The sequence below is a fragment of the Methanobacterium paludis genome (genome assembly GCF_000214725.1).
Lineage (GTDB): Archaea > Methanobacteriota > Methanobacteria > Methanobacteriales > Methanobacteriaceae > Methanobacterium_C > Methanobacterium_C paludis.
Genome location: NC_015574.1, coordinates 1 through 17578 on the forward strand (window position 1 = coordinate 1; position 17578 = coordinate 17578).

General features: G+C 38.5%; 17 protein-coding genes. 9 read left to right on the top strand and 8 right to left on the bottom strand.

Annotated elements, in window-relative coordinates; all coding sequences use genetic code 11:
- Nucleotides 1-110 precede the first annotated feature (110 nt).
- Both MSWAN_RS00005 and MSWAN_RS00010 read left to right on the top strand, forming a co-directional pair.
- The gene (locus MSWAN_RS00005) at nt 111-896 is read left to right on the top strand and encodes a ParA family protein (protein ID WP_013824551.1); all 786 of its coding nucleotides are present in this window, start codon (nt 111-113) and stop codon (nt 894-896) included.
- On the top strand, nt 893-1381 hold the full coding sequence (locus MSWAN_RS00010) for a hypothetical protein (RefSeq protein ID WP_013824552.1): 489 nt from the start codon (nt 893-895) through the stop codon (nt 1379-1381). The genes MSWAN_RS00005 and MSWAN_RS00010 overlap by 4 nt, the downstream gene beginning before the upstream one ends.
- A gap of 227 nt (nt 1382-1608) precedes the next feature.
- Here MSWAN_RS00010 and MSWAN_RS00015 read toward each other — a convergent pair whose 3' ends face one another.
- Nucleotides 1609-2733, bottom strand: coding sequence for a putative DNA modification/repair radical SAM protein (locus tag MSWAN_RS00015; protein WP_013824553.1), 1125 nt, complete (start codon nt 2731-2733; stop codon nt 1609-1611).
- Between the two features lie 204 nt (nt 2734-2937).
- Here MSWAN_RS00015 and MSWAN_RS00020 point away from each other — a divergent pair, with 204 nt between their 5' ends.
- The 6 genes from MSWAN_RS00020 (at nt 2938) to MSWAN_RS00045 (ending at nt 10815) form a co-directional block, all read left to right on the top strand.
- The gene (locus MSWAN_RS00020) at nt 2938-3489 is read left to right on the top strand and encodes a LemA family protein (RefSeq protein WP_013824554.1); all 552 of its coding nucleotides are present in this window, start codon (nt 2938-2940) and stop codon (nt 3487-3489) included.
- Between the two features lie 12 nt (nt 3490-3501).
- Nucleotides 3502-5358: a DUF2207 domain-containing protein gene (locus MSWAN_RS00025; RefSeq protein ID WP_013824555.1), complete on the top strand. Its 1857-nt coding sequence runs from the start codon at nt 3502-3504 to the stop codon at nt 5356-5358.
- A gap of 180 nt (nt 5359-5538) precedes the next feature.
- A complete protein-coding gene (gene cfbB, locus MSWAN_RS00030) occupies nt 5539-6906 on the top strand; it encodes a Ni-sirohydrochlorin a,c-diamide synthase (RefSeq protein ID WP_013824556.1) in 1368 nt (455 codons plus the stop codon).
- 116 nt (nt 6907-7022) lie between these two features.
- Nucleotides 7023-8093: a glycosyltransferase family protein gene (locus tag MSWAN_RS00035; RefSeq protein ID WP_013824557.1), complete on the top strand. Its 1071-nt coding sequence runs from the start codon at nt 7023-7025 to the stop codon at nt 8091-8093.
- 243 nt (nt 8094-8336) lie between these two features.
- A complete protein-coding gene (locus tag MSWAN_RS00040; protein WP_013824558.1) occupies nt 8337-9167 on the top strand; it encodes a F420-dependent methylenetetrahydromethanopterin dehydrogenase in 831 nt (276 codons plus the stop codon).
- A 352-nt stretch (nt 9168-9519) separates the two neighbouring features.
- Nucleotides 9520-10815, top strand: coding sequence for an HD domain-containing protein (locus tag MSWAN_RS00045; protein WP_013824559.1), 1296 nt, complete (start codon nt 9520-9522; stop codon nt 10813-10815).
- Nucleotides 10816-10884: 69 nt separating this feature from the next.
- Here the strand turns inward: MSWAN_RS00045 and MSWAN_RS00050 are convergent, their stop codons facing one another.
- Nucleotides 10885-11445 (bottom strand): MBL fold metallo-hydrolase, encoded by a 561-nt coding sequence (locus tag MSWAN_RS00050; protein WP_013824560.1) that lies wholly within the window; start codon nt 11443-11445, stop codon nt 10885-10887.
- The gene (locus MSWAN_RS00055) at nt 11424-11630 is read right to left on the bottom strand and encodes a hypothetical protein (RefSeq protein WP_048187766.1); all 207 of its coding nucleotides are present in this window, start codon (nt 11628-11630) and stop codon (nt 11424-11426) included. Before MSWAN_RS00055 ends, MSWAN_RS00050 begins: the two co-directional genes overlap by 22 nt.
- A gap of 232 nt (nt 11631-11862) precedes the next feature.
- On the opposite strand from MSWAN_RS00055, the gene MSWAN_RS00060 reads away from it, so the two are divergent.
- Nucleotides 11863-13860 carry an FUSC family protein gene (locus tag MSWAN_RS00060; protein ID WP_227716970.1) on the top strand — a complete coding sequence of 666 codons (1998 nt, stop codon included), beginning with the start codon at nt 11863-11865 and terminating at the stop codon, nt 13858-13860.
- Between the two features lie 119 nt (nt 13861-13979).
- Here the strand turns inward: MSWAN_RS00060 and MSWAN_RS00065 are convergent, their stop codons facing one another.
- From MSWAN_RS00065 to MSWAN_RS00085, 5 genes are all read right to left on the bottom strand, one after another.
- Entirely contained in the window at nt 13980-14789 is an 810-nt protein-coding gene (locus tag MSWAN_RS00065) for a potassium channel family protein (protein WP_013824562.1), read from the bottom strand.
- 68 nt (nt 14790-14857) lie between these two features.
- Nucleotides 14858-15436, bottom strand: a complete 579-nt coding sequence (gene hisB, locus MSWAN_RS00070; RefSeq protein ID WP_048188136.1) for an imidazoleglycerol-phosphate dehydratase HisB — start codon at nt 15434-15436, stop codon at nt 14858-14860.
- Entirely contained in the window at nt 15411-15623 is a 213-nt protein-coding gene (locus MSWAN_RS00075) for a 4Fe-4S binding protein (RefSeq protein WP_013824564.1), read from the bottom strand. The genes hisB and MSWAN_RS00075 overlap by 26 nt, the downstream gene beginning before the upstream one ends.
- Before the next feature lie 163 nt (nt 15624-15786).
- Nucleotides 15787-16482, bottom strand: coding sequence for a TOBE domain-containing protein (locus MSWAN_RS00080; protein WP_013824565.1), 696 nt, complete (start codon nt 16480-16482; stop codon nt 15787-15789).
- 277 nt (nt 16483-16759) lie between these two features.
- Nucleotides 16760-17350, bottom strand: coding sequence for a flavodoxin family protein (locus tag MSWAN_RS00085; RefSeq protein ID WP_013824566.1), 591 nt, complete (start codon nt 17348-17350; stop codon nt 16760-16762).
- Nucleotides 17351-17578 lie beyond the last annotated feature (228 nt).

Sequence of the window (17578 nt, forward strand, 5' to 3'; positions counted from 1 at the left end):
AAAACCGAATTTAAAGGCACAATACACAATAAAATATTTATATTATAAGTTATAACTTATAATTTAGAAGTTATACTTTAGAACTTATAACCAATATGGGGGAGGATTATATGGCTGAAATAATTGCGATATTGAACCAGAAGGGTGGATGCGGTAAAACTACAACTGCTGTGAATCTTTCAGCAGCACTGGCCACCATGGGTAGAAGAGTTTTGGTAATAGATATGGACCCGCAGGGCAATGCAACAACGGGGCTGGGAATAGAGAAGAACGCCCATGATAGCACAATATACTCGGTTTTAACGGGTCAGGATCACCTAAAAGATGCGATACTGGGCACTGAAATTCCAGGACTTGACATGATACCCAGCAACATATCCCTGAGCGGTGCAGAGATCGAGCTCAGTAAGGAAGTGGGATACCATGCCATACTGGACATGGCAATGGACGGTGTTTCCTACAATTACGATTACATCTTCATAGATGTGCCTCCATCACTTGGTATACTGACTATAAACTGTCTTGTGGCTGCTGACAGTGTTATAATTCCGATTCAAGCGGAGTTCTATGCGCTTGAGGGAATGGCGGATCTTTTAGAGGCAATCCAACTGGTTGAAACCAGGTTGAAAAGTCCAGCACCAATAAAAGGAATTCTCCTCACACTTTACGACTCAAGGACACGACTTGGAAGGGATGTTTATGAAAACGTCAAGGAGTACTTTGGACAAACAGAAAACATCTTTAAAACAACCATCCCGCGCAATGTAAGACTTGCAGAGGCTCCAAGTCATGGAAAACCATGCATAACCTATGACGAGGAGAGCCGCGGCTCTTTAGCTTACATGGAACTTGCAAAGGAGATCATCAATCTGGAGGGCGGGGAGGACAATAAATGACCTCCAGAAAGAAACAGGGTAGTGCACTTGGAAGGGGGCTTGATGCCCTTATAAGGCCTGATATTGAGGAACAATCAGAAAGGGCAGCAAAAAATGAAGAAATTGAGGATATTAAAGAAGCGGAAGAAACTGACTCTCAAACAAATAAATCTCAAACAAAACTGAAAAAACCCAAAAATCGTCAAAAAACTCAGAGGGACACCGAGGACAATACTCAAAAAGATACTAAAGACACTAAAAATGATGTCAAAACTTCGACTCAAGATCTGGACGTTGATGAGGATCTGATGGAGAGGGTGATGCTCGAGGTTGGTAAAAACCCTAGGATATCCCTGTGGTCCGCCAAGTCTGCGGCAGTTTTAAGGTATTTAAAAAACACCAAACCTGCATTCAGTATAAGTAAGGAAGCTTCAGCCCTGATTGAGGCTGCGGTGAAGGATAAATACCCTGATCTCTGGGAGTTATTTGAGAAAGAGGGTCTGTGATTATATTATAAGTTATAACTTAGATCTTAAAAGTGGGTCAGTTAAAACTTATAACCGGATCACTTATAACTTATAATTGAGTCAGTTATAACTTATAAGTTACAAGTTATAATTCAATTTATAATTAAAAATTCCCGGTTTTTACTTAAAAAACTTTAAAAAATAGATTAGATCGAAAAATAATTCTTATAAACATATTTTTTTTCAAATTAAAAATTAATGAAGACCTAAAATCCTAGAGTGGCCTGGTAGGTTCTGTTCAGTTTTATAAAGGGTTCAGCCCTTGATACAACAACACCGATATCTTTAAGCTCTTCCATTTTATTGAAAGATCTTCCCCTTTTTCTTAAACTAACTATCCTGTTTGCAGATATTTTTCCTATACCTGGAACCCTGAGAAGTTCCCTGTAGGATGCAGCATTGACCTCAACAGGGAATCTGTCCATGTTGGAAAGTGCAGCATAGTACTTTGGATCCTCATCAAGCTGCATGTTACCATCATCATCGAACACGAGTTCATCAAGGTCAAACTTGTAGGAATTAATCAGATAATCCGCCTGATAAAGTCTTGAACTCCTTTTGGGGTTTGGTTCCTCATGATTTTCAAGTGGGGTGTCCTTTATAGGGGTGAACTTACTGAAGTAGCTCCGTTTTATCTGGAGTTTGTCGTAGAGCCACTTCACCCTATCCATGATCTCCTTATCTGTTTCATCTGAAGCACCCACTATGAACTGGGTTGTCTGGCCGGATGGTGCAAGGTTTTTATCCTTTTTTCCAAGTCGTTTGATCCATTTCATACGCCTTATGATGTCGGTTTCATAATTTTTGGTGGTTGTAAGTTCATCAAAGCCTTCTGGGGTTGCAGCCTCCATGTTAATGCTAACACGGTCAGCCAGAGTCATTGCCCTCTTGATAAGATCGTATGAACCGCCTGGAAGTATTTTAAGGTGTATGTAACCCTTGTACTCGTGTTCCATCCGAAGCTTCCTTGCAACCTCCACCATGTTTTCCATGGAAGTTTCAGCGTCATGATGAATGCCTGAACTTAAAAATAACCCTTCAACGTACCGATTGTTGTAGTAATCGAGAAAGATAGATGTTAATTCTTCAGGAGAGAACTCTGCCCTGTTGAACTTGTGTTTGTTGTAGTTGACACAGTAGCGACAGTCGTTTGAACATTTGTTGGTCATAAGCACTTTGAAAAGTGGAACTGTGCACCCGTCTCTGGTGCTTGCATTGTAGATTCCCGGGATCTTACCCGATAGAAAGTTATCTACGTTGAAGTTTGCATAGTTGCACCTGTCGTACTTTGCAGATTCTCCCAGAACCTTCAGCTTCTTTGCATTGTTCATTGTATCTCCTATGTGAAAAGTTGTTAATCAAATTAATGTTAACGTTATGTGACAATGCTTAAAGATAACACTTAAAGATAACAATGTTCAACATAATCTAAACATAATAATAGTCACCTAATTTAAACTTTAAAAAAAAACCAGAATAATTATAAAATCATAAAAAACCTAGAATTTAAACCCGGAATCAAAGGAGAACAAAAGATGATAACCGAGATTATAATTGGAATAGTCATTGTACTGATTTTACTTGCCATCATAGTTTTTTACAACAGCCTGGTACAGCTTAGAAACCGTGTTAAGAATGCATGGTCTCAAATAGATGTTCAACTTAAAAGGAGAACAGATCTGATTCCAAACCTGGTGGAAACAGTAAAGGGATACGCTAAACACGAAAAAACAGTCTTTGAAGATGTTACAAATGCAAGATCAAGTCTTATGAATGCAAAAACCGTGGCCGAAAATGAAAAGGCTAATAACCAGTTAACAGGTGCCCTAAAAACACTGTTTGCGGTGGCTGAAAATTATCCAAACCTCAAGGCCAATGAAAACTTCAGGGATCTTCAGGCACAGCTTTCCCAGACAGAGGATAAGATAGCTTACTCCAGACAGTTCTACAACGACACAGTTTTAATGTACAACAACAAGTGTCAGATGTTCCCAAGCAACATCATAGCATCACTATTCAAGTTTAAAGAAGCAGAATTCTTTGAAATAGCTGAAAGTGAAACTAAAACACCGAAAGTAGAATTTTAGAGGTAGTAAAAAATGGATAAAAAGCGTATTTCATTCATTTTTCTCCTTTTAATTTCACTTTTAACATTATCTGGTGCAGTCTACGCTGCTGGTAGCAGCAGTTCTTCATCCTACTCCATACCAAGCATCCACACGGATCTATTTGTTCAAAATGACGGCACCCTACATGTGAAAGAACTGATACACTACTCTTTTTCTGGAACCTTCCACGGAGTTTACAGGGATATACCCTTAACCAGTGGCCAGTCCCTGGAAAATATAAAAGTTTCAAGTCAGGGAGCTTATTCTACCTATAATGTTACAAATAATGGCACTGGGGACCGTATTACAGTGTATCTTTATTCGGATTCTCAAAAAACGATTCCTGTAACTGATAAGGATGTGGATGTTACAATTGAATACGATTTTCTCCACGGGATAAAGATCTACAACGATGTTGCAGACCTTCAGTACAAACTGTGGGGTACTGGATGGCAGGTGCCTGTAAATCAGCTAACTGCCAACGTGCACCTTAACTCAAGTCAAGGTGTGGAGTACTGGCTAAACCCCCCGTACTTTGCTAACCAATCCGGTTGGCAAGGAAACGTTTTTCAAGTAAGCACCAACGAACTTGGGAAAGGAGAATATTTTGAGGTGAGAATGGCCATACCGAGAAGTCAGTTCGCAGCCAACCCCCAAAATGGTGTTTTGATAAATCAAAACGGCCTTCAAGCCATAGAAAAAATTCAAAACGACTACCAGAACTCTCTGAATTCCCAAAACTTCTGGAACCATGTTTTTACAGCATTATTGATACTCCTGATGTTCGTTCCATTTATTATATACTTCCTGCTGGGAAGGGAACCTAAAATTGATTACAGGGCAGAATACGAGAGGGATGTTCCAACAGATGATCCCCCAGCTCTTGTAAATGCAATATGTGTTCATGGGGTTTCAAAGGGTATAGGAGAACCTGATATGAATGGGTTCAGGGCCACGATAATGGACCTCATAAACAGGAAGTACCTGACTATGGGAACTGTCTCAAAGGAAAATAAATCCTTCAAAGACTCTTTAATGGGTAAGATCAAGAACCAAGCTCCTAAAAAATCAGTTTATCTCCAGATAAACACAGAAAAAGACCTTTCAAAACTTGAAAACTTTGAGATGGATGTTTTGGATATACTGCGGAAATTTGAGAGGGACGGAACCATAAACCTCGAAGATATGAACCAGGATCTCAAGGATAGGGGTAACGCTGAGGCTTTTAGAGATGCCTATGGAACATGGGAGTACGACCTCAAGAAGAGATTTTTAAGCGATGGAGAGATGGAAAAAATATTCGAAAGAAAGGGTGACAGTTATCTCAAGATATATGCAGTCGGCGCTCTTGTACTGGCATTCATTGTCGGATTCATGACTTTCGGCCAATCCCTTCCCTCTTCGAGGTATCCACTTTATGCGGCCGTAGCACTTGGAGTTATATCACTTATCTCATTGAAACTGCCTGAAGGTATAGCAGGACGCTGGACTACCCATGGTGAAGAATACGATGCCAAATGGAGGAACTTCAAGAAGTACCTCAAGGACTTCAGTTTGATAAAGGAGTATCCACCCGAATCAATTGTAATATGGAACAAGTACCTTGTTTATGCAACGGCACTAGGGGTGGCTGAAAACGTTAGAAAGGCCATGGAAATAAACCTTCCAGAAGAGGAACTTGAAATGAACAACATCTACCTCTTCCATTATTACGGAGGCTACCTGCTTTTGAACTTGGCTTTGAATGCCGGAATGACTTCCGGATTGAATTCAGATGCCGCCGATGCCATCGGAGGATTTGGAGACATAGGTGGAGGATTTGGAGGTGGGGGTGGAGGCGCCTTCTAAATCTAAATTCATCCACTTCTTTTTTTTTATAATTCAATTTTTCATATTCATTTTTTTTATAATCATTTTTTTCAATTTTTACACAAATCAACCCCTCAGCCAATCAGTTATTAACAAAACAAAAATTTAACAAAAAATCTTCCCAACAAATTTTTAAACTAGCCAGTACTACCCATTAACATGAGAGTAGTCCTTGCAGGAACAGGAAGTGCGGTAGGTAAAACAACCATTTCAACGGGAATAATGAAGGCCCTATCAAATAATTACAAAGTCCAACCATTTAAGGTAGGTCCGGACTACATAGATCCCACATATCACACCATGGCCACAGGAAACAGGTCCCGAAATCTGGACTCATTTTTCATGTCCAAAGGCCAGATCAGGGAAACTTTCCAGAGAGCCATGAATATTTCAAAATCTCAACTGGGGATAATTGAAGGTGTCAGAGGACTTTACGAAGGCATGAGTGCGGTGGAAGATGTTGGAAGCACAGCGGCCATGGCAAAAGCCCTTAATGCTCCAGTTGTGCTTATTTTAAACTCACGAAGTCTTGTGCGAAGTGCTGCAGCAATTGTACTCGGATTTAAAAACCTTGATCCAGCTGTCAGGATAGAGGGGGTCATCTTGAACCAGGTTAAAAACAGGAACCACTACCTTAAAACCAAAGAAGCAGTTGAAACCCTTGTGAAAACTCCGGTTATAGGTGGCATTCCACGAGACGATGCCCTGAAAGTTGAAGATAGACACCTTGGACTGGTACCTGCAGTGGAACGTGAGAGCATCCTCCGATCTATAGAAAATTGGGGCCAGGTAATGGAAGAGAACATAGACCTCGATGCGTTACTTTCCATAATGAAAGGTGATGGAAAACTTCCTGAAGGAAGGGAGAAACTCTGGAAGGTGGAAAACCATAAAAAGGTTAAAATTGGCGTTGCAATGGATGAGGTGTTTACATTTTACTACCAAGAGAATTTGGAGGCAATGGAGGCCAACAATGCAGAACTGGTCTACTTCAGCCCTCTCCACGATGAAGAGGTACCCGATGTTGACGCCCTTTACATAGGGGGAGGATACCCTGAAATATTCGAAAAAGAACTCGAATCCAACCAGTCAATGCGAAGCTCCGTTAAAATGGTCCACGATGAGGAAAGGCCAATCTATGCCGAGTGCGGAGGCTTGATGTACCTTACAAAATCCATAAACGGCAGAGATATGTGCAACGTATTTGGATATAACTCACTTATGACGAAAAAGCCCCAGGCATTAAGTTATGTGATTGCAGAGGCTGTAAAAGACAACATAGTACTGAAATCGGGTGAAACCTTCAGAGGACACGAGTTCCATTACTCAAAGGTAGATATGGATGCTGGAAAACTAAAGGATTTAAAACCAGAATTTGCCTTTAAAATCCTCAGGGGAAAGGGAATTACAGATTCAAAAGACGGTTTAATGAGTAAAAATACGGTTGCAAGTTACGTGCATGCACACGTTGCAGCATGCCCAGGATTTGCATCTAATTTCACATCAAGTGCAGCAGATATGGGTTAAACAGAATGAGAATTATATATTTTTATTCGATCATTATTCAACATTTATTTATTCAAAATTCAATTCTATTAATTAAGTTATCAAGTTCCATAAATGGTTAAAAAGAGGACTTAAAAATGAAAATAGCAGTTATAGCAGAAATGGCACCTGCAAAGGCTTTCATACCAATAATAAAGAAATTAGATGCTGAAATCATCGGCCTGACCCATGGCCACGGAGTTGAAGAGCTCATGGGCCAGTACTGTACAGAAATACATAGCATAGGTAAAAGTAGAGGGCAGGGCGCCCAGAAAAGATCCAACGCCAAAATAGCGTCCCTTGTCTTTGAGGATATCTGGAGCGTTGTGAAATCACTGCGGGGAAAGAACGTAGATCTTTTACTCACCTGTGGAAATGCAGGGGACGTGAGAAAAGGATTAGCAGCATCTAAAATCCTTCAAACTCCAACTTTACACATAGAACAAGACATATACAACCCCATAGAAATGATAGCGTTCTCAAACATCATAACCGTGCCTTCAGATCGTTACAAAGATTTTGTAACAAAAAAATACGGCTTCAAGAACGTTAAGGTGATTGGAGGATATCCAATGGCATCTTATGTTAGTGAGGTCCCGTTAGCAAATGTTGATGATGTTAAAGCCCGTTACGGTGTGGATGACTTTCTGGTGCTGGTCTTTGGTGGGGATATAAAGGGTGCAGACATTCCCAATATCATAAAAGATGTTGAAACACTTGAAAGGGATGTTCTGGTTGTGCCCTTTAGGTTTGATACAGATTACGTGCAAAAATGTGTTAATTCTCCAAAATTAAGGGTTTTGGACGGTTATGTGGATTTGCCGGGCCTCATGAAAGCTTCATCTGGAGTTATCTACGCTGCTGGTATGGGGTTAACAATAGAGGCAGGAGTTCTTGGGGTTCCTGCAGTCAAGGTAGCAGGATTTCACAGGCAGCATGCAAGTGTTGACTTGGCAGGGGAACTGGGCATAGAAGTGGCTGAAATTGGTGAGATATCCCGTGCAGTTAGTGACATGAAGGCTCCAAGGGGTAAATGGCTGGCTGAAGGTGGTGAAAAGGCCGTTTCCAATGTTGTATCCCTTGTGAACAACTTTGAAAATGAGAAAGTACCTTCAAGTGGTTTTGGAAGTTTCAAGAAGATCTGGAATGCCAGAAAAGAGTTTCGATAGTTGGAAAGGCATATATTCTTACAAACTAAAATGGCATTATTCCAATAAACAGTTTATCTTATTTTTTTTAGTGATTATGTCATTTAATATTTATTTAATTGTAATTCATAACACTTTAAATCTTTATTTTTAAAATTTAAGGCATACAAACGGGTAAATCTTAACCCCTATAAAAACTTAGCAGTAAAAAATTAAATCAAAAAATACTTATTTGATTATTTTGAATACAATGATGGTGATACAATGGTTGTAAAAATAGGAGTTATTAAATGCGGTAATTTAGGTACCTCTCCTGTAATTGATTTAATGCTTGATGAGAGGGCAGACAGGCCTAATATAAGTGTAAAAAGCTTTGGTTCAGGCGCAAAAATGGGTCCAGAAGAGATTGAAGAAGTCGTACCAAAAGTAGCAGATTTGGACGCTGCTTTTGTAATTTTCATCAGTCCTAACCCAGCTGCTCCGGGCCCTGCTAAGGCAAGGGAATTATTATCAGCAATGGACGTACCAGCAATAATAGTTGGAGACGGTCCAGGTGCAAGGGTAAAAGATGAAATGAACGAACAGGGATTAGGATACATACTCGTTAAGGGCGACCCAATGATCGGTGCAAGAAGAGAGTTCCTAGACCCAACTGAAATGGCATCATTCAATGCTGACGTTATAAAAGTGCTTGCAGCAACCGGTGCATACAGATGCGTTCAGAAAACTCTTGACGCACTAATAGCAGCAGCAGAAGCTGGAGAAGCAATAGAAGTTCCAAAACTGGTCTTAACCAGGGACAAAGCTATAGCAGCAGCAGAATTCAAGAACCCATACGCAAAAGCTAAAGCAATGGCAGCATACACAATTGCTGAAAAAGTAGCTGACATAGACGTAGAAGGATGCTTCATGACTAAAGATGCTGAAAAATACATCCCAATAGTCGCATCTTCCCACGAAATGATAGCAGTAGCAGCTAAACTCGCCGCTGAAGCAAGGGAAATCGAGAAAGCAAACGACACAGTCCTAAGGACACCACACAGTGGAAAAGGTCAATTGGTTTCAAAAACAACTTTAATGAGCAAACCAGAATAAGTTTGTCCTCCTGCAGTCCCTAATGGGCTGCTTTTTTTGTTTTTTACTTGTTTTTAATGATTTATTTTGGATTTTTTTTAAATGAATTTAGTTTTAGAATTTTTTTCTGAAAATAAGAAACTTTTATTGCTTTGGATAATCTAACGGTCTATTTAAATTAATTATGCTACAATTTATTGGTCAATTAAAGTTTAAAGAAATTTAATTAAATAATTAACAAAATAAAGTATTTTATAATTTATTTTTATGGATTTACCAAAGGACTAGGCGTGACGATCCTGGGGTAATATTTAATTACAAGTATGATGTTAATCATTGATATCTTACGTTAATTTAACCAAAAGGTCAAGCCATGAAAAAAGAAACCAGCATAGCAAAGCTAATGGAAAGATTCACCAAAGCAGCCAGCATGCAAAGATGGAACGACCATATCCGGCCGGTAAAGTTCACAGAACTGGATAAACAGGCCCATAAAATGGTAATAGCATATGTATTGGCCAAATCCGAGGAAGAGCGGAGAAAAGAGTATTTGGCCAGTTCAGATGGGGACTTCAAAGCCAAACCACTAAACTGGAAATACTTGATAGAGGGAGGAATATTTGAATTTCTCCACAGACTGATTTTGACGGATATAAAACCTCCAGTGTTCCACAAAATGATAGAAAATAAAGAAACAGAAGAATTATTAAATTCTCATGTTTTCAACGAACTCAAAGGAGATATGGTGGGTTTAAATAAAAAATTTTATAAAAGATTCACTAATTACTTTGAAAATCCGAAAACCGACAATATTGAGCGAAGAATACTTCGAGCTGCACATTACCTTGCAACCAACTGGGAATTTAGGATAATATATCATACTGCACCCTTTATCTACGGCATAGAGGAGACTAAACAGAACATAGAAAACCAGATCGAAGATCACTACGATCTGATTGGTGTTCAAAAACTTTTGCTGGGTAAAAGGTCCTTTGGCTTTGTGGATCTTTGTGGTCAGCTCAGATTCCAGAAAAGATGGGCCCATTCTCCCAGAGTGCCTGAAACATCTGTTCTAGGCCATATGCTCATCGTTGCAATCACTTCCTATCTATGTACCCTGGAAATGAACGTTGATGCCTGTGAAAAGAGATTCTATAACAACTACTTCGGTGGTTTGTTCCATGATCTGCCAGAAGTGTTGACCAAGGACATAATTTCTCCGGTAAAAAGGGTAGATAAAGAGATAGACACGAAGATAAAAGAATACGAACATGAAAAGATGGAAGAAAAGTTACTGCCCCTACTTCCAAAACCATGGCGCAGGGAAATGAGATACTTCACAGGCATTGAGTTTGAGAATAAATCTGAGGCTAAACTTGAGTTAACCGAGTTTAAAAACAGAATAACAGAAAATGGTGAAGTTAGAATGGTTAGAACCATTGAAAGCCAGTACAATAAAGATGAGTACTCTCCCCTCGACGGTGAAATTCTGGATGTTTGTGATAAGATTTCAGCATATTTGGAAGTCATATTATCAATAAAACATGGAATAAAATCTGAATCACTGTTAGAAGGTAAGAAAAAGATTTTTGAAGATTATAAAAATAGAAATATTGCTGGAATTGATTTTGATCAAATATTTGGCTATTTTAATGGAAGGTTAGACTAAAAAGAGATTTTTTTATTATCAATTTCTTTCTTTATTGTTAATTTTTTTTATTGTTAAAAAATGGAAATTTTAATAGTGTAAAGCGTTTTTTAACCAAACAACCTTTCTCTTTCCATCTTCGAGATCTTCCTGGCTCACAGCCAGTCCATTTTCCACAACCTTCAAGTTTCCTACAACCTTGCCGATCTTCCGGTTGGAGCGTGGATTGGAATGTGTAGGAATAATTATCTGGGGTTTAAGTTCTTCGATGAGAGTTATGCCTTTATCTGGAGATAACATCCCTGAAAATGGGTTTGAAAACTGCATGAATGCAATGTCTATTTTATTCAGGGATTCTAATTGTTTTATTGTGAGGTGTTCCTGGCCTATATCACTCATATGGGCTATTCGAAGCCCATCAACCTCAAAAACGTAGATAAAATTGTTGGGGTTGTCGTGGTTGATCATGTCACCCATGTGGGTTGATGCCACGCTGTAGATGTGCACGTCGTTGATCTTGAAATCTTCAAGAGTGGCAGCAGACTTTTTACAGTTTAATCTATCTGTAAATTTAGAATCTACATGATCTGTATGGTTATGGGTATTTATAACAACATCGGGTTGGAGATTCAGTTCTTCTGGACTGGGCATTGAAGTTGGATCTGCAACGATGGTTGTACCCTTTGAGGATATGATAATAAATGAGTTGTAGGGGTTGATCCTGATTTACTCACGGTCTGGATCAGAGTTTTTCCTGTATCATTTTTTAGTTGGGGAAGGATCTTAGTTGAAGGTTTGTTGAAAGCAGAAAGAAATGTTAATATGTCCCTTTTCATTACTTTACACCTTCCTTTTTTTTTAAACATAAAGATATTCCAAAATAAACAAATTACAACCCATTTTATGTAGTTAGTTATATTATATACTTTAACCCCAATTTTTATTATGTTAAAGATCAGAGTTTGCGAATACCTATTTTCCTATTCACAGGTTTACATTGAAAGTGACATGGATGTTTAATGCAATATTTAGAATCCATAATATCAGTTTAGCTATATGATGGGTGAGGTGGATTATTTGGAAAGAAAGGGAGTTATAGGCAGACTTAAAACGCTTTCAAAACCGACTGGAAAACCCCTGTGGGGTGCTGCAGTTCGAACAATGCTTATAATAATTTTAGCCGGAATTTTAGCCAGTTACCTTGGTTTTGGTGAGGGGGTGGGGGCAGTTGTTTCCATAACTCTCTTTGCATGCATCATAATAGACCAGCCACTGCCCTTTCGGAAGGTGCTGCCTCTTGCTGCTGTAGGGGCATTTTTAATGTCCATGGCCTTTGCAAGTGCCTCAATTGCCCTCTTAAGTCTACCAGTTTTCATAGTTTTAACAGCCATCTGGGCATTTTTCCCATTATCCCTCTACATATTTGGAGATGCGGAGGGTCTTTTTGGGTTCATGATATTCTCATCTTACTTCATAGCGACTACACTTGTGAAAAGTAGCTTAACAACACTTGGATGGGTTGAATGTGTTCTTTTTGCCTATCTTATAGCTTCCATTCTTCTGGTTTTGAAGTTTTTTGGCAGGGACAGTTACACACGTAAAATGGTAGCTGTAGGTTTCCTTCCACAGACTCACACAAATAAAATGGTGTCAATCAGGAAAAATATGGCTGGATTATCCATTAAAAAATCATTTAACGACCTTTTGAAGGATGGTGTCTACTTAACGGGCCTTAGAGGCTACGGTAAAATGGTACAGTCAAGGCTTTCAGGGAAAACTGCAGAAGTTTTCAGGGGTTTCATGGAAGAATCTGATGCTGTAAGCGCCCAGATCGCAGACCACATAGTGAATAAACGAGGTGGAGTTGACCTTCAAAATCTTAAATCAAAGTTTAAAGAGTTAAACTTCTACAAGGGCGATGTTGATGGTTTGGATGCTGCAAAAAAAGTTTCTAAAACTTTCATGAGCCTGATTGAGGGGGCTAATGCCATGATCTCAGTGGTTCCAACTAATGAAGAACATGTTAAAATCACTTCAACGCACGTTCCAGTGACAGAAACCCTTCGTTCAAAGTTCAATCTGGATTCTCTCTACATACGCCATGCTCTGCGCTTTACAATTGCAATGACAATAGCTCTTCTTTTTATTTACTTGGACCATACAAGGGATGCTCTTTGGATTGCAATGGGTGTTCTCATAATTATCAAGCCGGATGTTACAAGCACTATAGACAACATGATACTGAGGGTTTCATTCAACCTCTTTGCAATTATTTTGGCCATAATACTGGCATTTTTCTTCCCACATGATGTTCTTTTGATATTTGCCCTTTTGGCACTATTCTTCTTCAGGGCATTCTTCCCAACCTACATGGGGCTTTCTGTAATGGCCCTGACCCTATTTGTGGTTTTCATATGGCCCACAGGAACTGTATTTGAAAATGCAGTTGCAAGGCTTGTAGATATATCAATAGGTGCTTTATCCTCATTATTTGTTGTTTATGCGATTTTACCAAAACGTTTAACAATGAATCTGCCAGAACAGCTTTCAAGGGTCATCAAAGCCAACCAGGAATACATGGAAGTTGTTCTTGTATCTGGGGAAGAGTATGACCATAAAAAGGCAACCTCAAAACTTGAAAAAGCATTTTTAGAACACAGCAACCTTGAAGTGGCACTTAAAAAAGTTCAGGACTCTTTTAAGGATGTTTCAGAAGATCTGACAGTTTACGAGGAGATATCTGCTGCAAGTTACAGCCTCACTGCAGATACATCTGCAGTTGCAGGACTCATTGAATATGGTGCTTGGGAAAGAGATCTCACACCGCTTAATGATTTAGGCTCAAAACTTCTTGAAATAATTTCATCTGCAGTTGAAGAGGATAAAAAACCACAGGACTGGCCCGATCTGTCCATTTACAGTAAAATACTCGATGAAGCTCTGGCAGGACACAGGGAACTTGAACAGTACATGAGCTGGATGGCTTCAGATATTCAAATCATGCACGATGAAGTTAAAAAAGCAGCAGAAATGGGAGCCCTTGGAAGGTACAGAGATCTTACTTAAAAATTCGCTTGATGATCTAATAAACTTTGAACTTCTTTATTTTTTCTATTTTGGGCATTTAATCTATTTAACTAGTTTAATCCGTTTTAACTAAATTTAATTCACTTTTAAAAGTTCATTCATTCTTTTTCATCCATTTTCTGGAGTATCTCATTTAAAAGCCCTTTTATTTCTTCGTCATCGGATTTTCTTTCGCTGTGGAAGTCTTTACTCAGTTTTCTGAGTTTTTCAACGTCTTCTTCCCTTTCTTCTCTGAGTTTTTGGAATATCAAACTTGCAATGGATGCTGTGGCATAGCTTGCAAATCCAACACCTGTGAGCATTGTAATGGTTCCTATTATCCTGCCTGTTCCTGTTACCGGTACAATGTCACCGTAGCCTGTGGTTGTCATGGTTGTTATCATGTACCATAGAGAGTCTTCAAAAGTTTGTACATGGGGATTCACTCCGTGTTCTACGAAGAAGAAGAACACAGATCCAAGGAAAAACACGGATGTAACGATTATTATACCGTAACCCAGACCCGTTTCTTTGGAGAGCTTTAAAAATCTAGGGCCTACCTTAATTACAGTTCTTATCATGGCGTAGATCTTCACGATGTTGAAGGCTCCAAAGATTATCAGGGAACCTCCCAGACCCGTAACACTCCAAAAAATGAAGACAATAGGGAACGATGCCACCAACATAACCCAGTTGGTTCTTAAAAACTTTCTTTTATCTTTAAATCTATTTAAACTTATTAAGAAAATAAAAAATGTGAAAATAGAAACAATAACATCGAATTGGAAGATAAGATATATTGTGTTTGGTTTAAGGCTGAAAAATGTGATGGCAAGAAGCAGAATAATGTCCGCTATCATTAGGATTATAAGCAAGGTCACTGCAACTTGAATTAGCTCTCCAAGGCTTTTTTTTAGACTATCATTCATTGAAACAACCTTGTAAGTTTTTTTTAGATAGAATCCATGAAATAGATTAATCAGATCTTACTTAAGTATTAAAGCACACCTTTGGTGCTTGGTATCTTATCGTGTTCAACACGGGATGCATCGTTAAGAGCCCGGGCAAATGCTTTGAATAAAGCTTCTATTTTATGGTGGTCATTTTCTCCTTCGACTTTGGTGTTTATATTTATCATTGCAGAGTTTGCAAAGGATTCAAAGAAGTGTTCAACATTTTCAGTGCTCAGGGTCCCGACTTTCTGATTTGTAAACTCGATATCAAACACAGTGTAACTTCTTCCACCTATGTCAACTGCCACGGTTGCAAGGGAGTCATCCATAGGAACTATGGCATGGGCCATCCGTTTAATACCTCTTTTATTTCCTATTGCTTCTTTAAAAACTTCTCCCAGGAGTATTCCGACATCTTCAACAGTATGGTGGTCGTCGACACCAACGTCTCCATCAGCTTTTACTTCCAGGTCGAAAAATCCGTGTTTTGCAAATGAGTTCAACATGTGGTCGAAAAATTCAATCCCTGTATCCACATGGAACTGACCTTTACCATCTAAGTTTAAAGAAATTTCTATGTTAGTTTCAGAGGTTTTTCTACTCATTTTTTTCTTTCTCATCAGGATCATCTCTTATAACTCTTATGGCACCTTCAGGACATTTTGAAGCGCATATGGTGCATAAATGACAGAAGTTCAGGTTTGTTGCCATGGCTTTATTGTTTATATCCCAGATCTTGGCCCCCTTGGGGCATGCTTCTTTACAGATCCCACAGCCAGTGCATTTGTCCTTATCAACTTCAATCCTCATTCCAACCACCTCTATAATTATAAGTTATAACTTTTAAGTTATAACCTCAGTTTTTTTTATTTATTAATAGGGGCTTCTTTTGGTTTTATAATGCATCATATCATTTGAATACTTATAACTTCTAACTTTTAAGTTATACCTTATAAGTTATAACTTATACGATTTAAAGCTTAATCACCGGCACTGAGGCGGCTTTAAATCCTATGTAAACGGTTTTACCAAGATTTAAATTCAGTTTTTCCCTTGAATATTCTGTAATATCTGCAAAAATACTAACATCCTTATCTAAAGTTAATTTAAGTCGCACCATCCCCTTTTGGAATCCCATTTCTATTATCTCACATTCAAACATATTTCTAACACTTGATTCCTGTGGTTCAAGCATGATAAATATGTCTTCGGGGCTTACTAAGAGTAAAACAGTATCTCCAACCTTTAAATCTTCAATTATTGGAATAATAACCTTTTTAGTGTTCAAAGCAACTTTCGTAATTCTGTTGTCAGTGTCGATCTCAACAACTTTACCTTCTATCTCATTAACCTCGGAGTGCTTTTTTAAAATGCTGTTAAGTTTTGCATACTCCTTTATAACCATTTTACCAATACTTGTAAGCTGACTGCTACCCCCTCCGCCCTTTCCTCCTCTTTTTGTTGCAACAACTGTGGAGTCTAACTCCGCTTCGAGTGTTTCAATATATTTAAGGGCAGTTCTGTATGGGATACCTATTTCTTTTGATGCCTTTGTAATGGAACTGTGTTCCTTTATACCTTTTAAAAGCATGAATTTCTTATAATCCAATATTATGGATTTATTTCCTATTTCCAATCTGTACTCTGGGCTTCCGATTGAGTCAATCATAAGACATCTCCATTAAACACTTGTTTAAATTAGGTTGTAAATCTTTCTATAATTTAATCTTTCAAGATCCATGGGCCCCCTGATTACATGAAATTCTCTTGAGTAATAATATCTTCTCTCTAAAATGCCCTTAATTCGAATGTATAAAATCCATATCTTTAAAAAAGTTAAGTTGTCATGATTTTATAAGGTTATGGGTAGCGGGTTGATATTTAATTTAGCTTAGGTTATTTTTAGCTTAGTTGAAGTTGTTAGGGTTGGAATATACTATTTGTACCTATTCTTTAACTTCGAATTTCTCAAGAAATGCTGCAAATTTTTTAACGGTTTTTCTTAAACTTCTGAATCCCTCTTTGTCTTCTTTAACCCCTTTGAGGGTGTCTTGAGACCAGAAATTTGCGCCGAGATTTGCCCCAAAGGCACCGCCGCTTATTGGTACTGCTCCTTCAAGTATGTAAAAGGTAATTATCTGCTGTACTGCAAGTTCCTGACCACCTATACGGTCTCCACCAACGGCTACTGCCATTCCTACCTTGTACCTCAGAAAATCATATTCAGCAGCTCCCAGTGCCCTGCACCTGTCCATCACTGCCTTAAGCTGGGCGCTCAAACCACCGTTGTAAACAGGGGTGGCCATTATAATGCCCCTGGCTTCTTTTATAAGTGGGTAAAGTTCGTACATGTCGTCTTTCATTATGCACTCCTTCTCACGGAGGCAGTAATCACAGTGCCTGCAAGGACTAATATTTTTGCCCCTAACACCGAAAAATTCGGTTTCAAAACCTTTATCCTCCAGCATCTTCAGGGCTTCATGTAAGACATAATCTGTGGCCTGTTTTCTTGGACTTCCACATATTCCCAGTATCATATTACTCTCCCCTACTAATTCAGTTGATCCGTTTAGAATAATTAAGTGGGTAATTTAATAGAAGATATGATTATTAAAATAATAAAACTTGCTGTTTGAAAATTTAGATAAAGGGATTTAAAAAAGATTGGAAATTTAGTTTAAAAATGAGCTAACTTAAAGAGAATTTATTTTAAAAGAAGTAAAAACTTAAAAAAATGATTTAAAAATAGTTAGGAAAAATCCTAA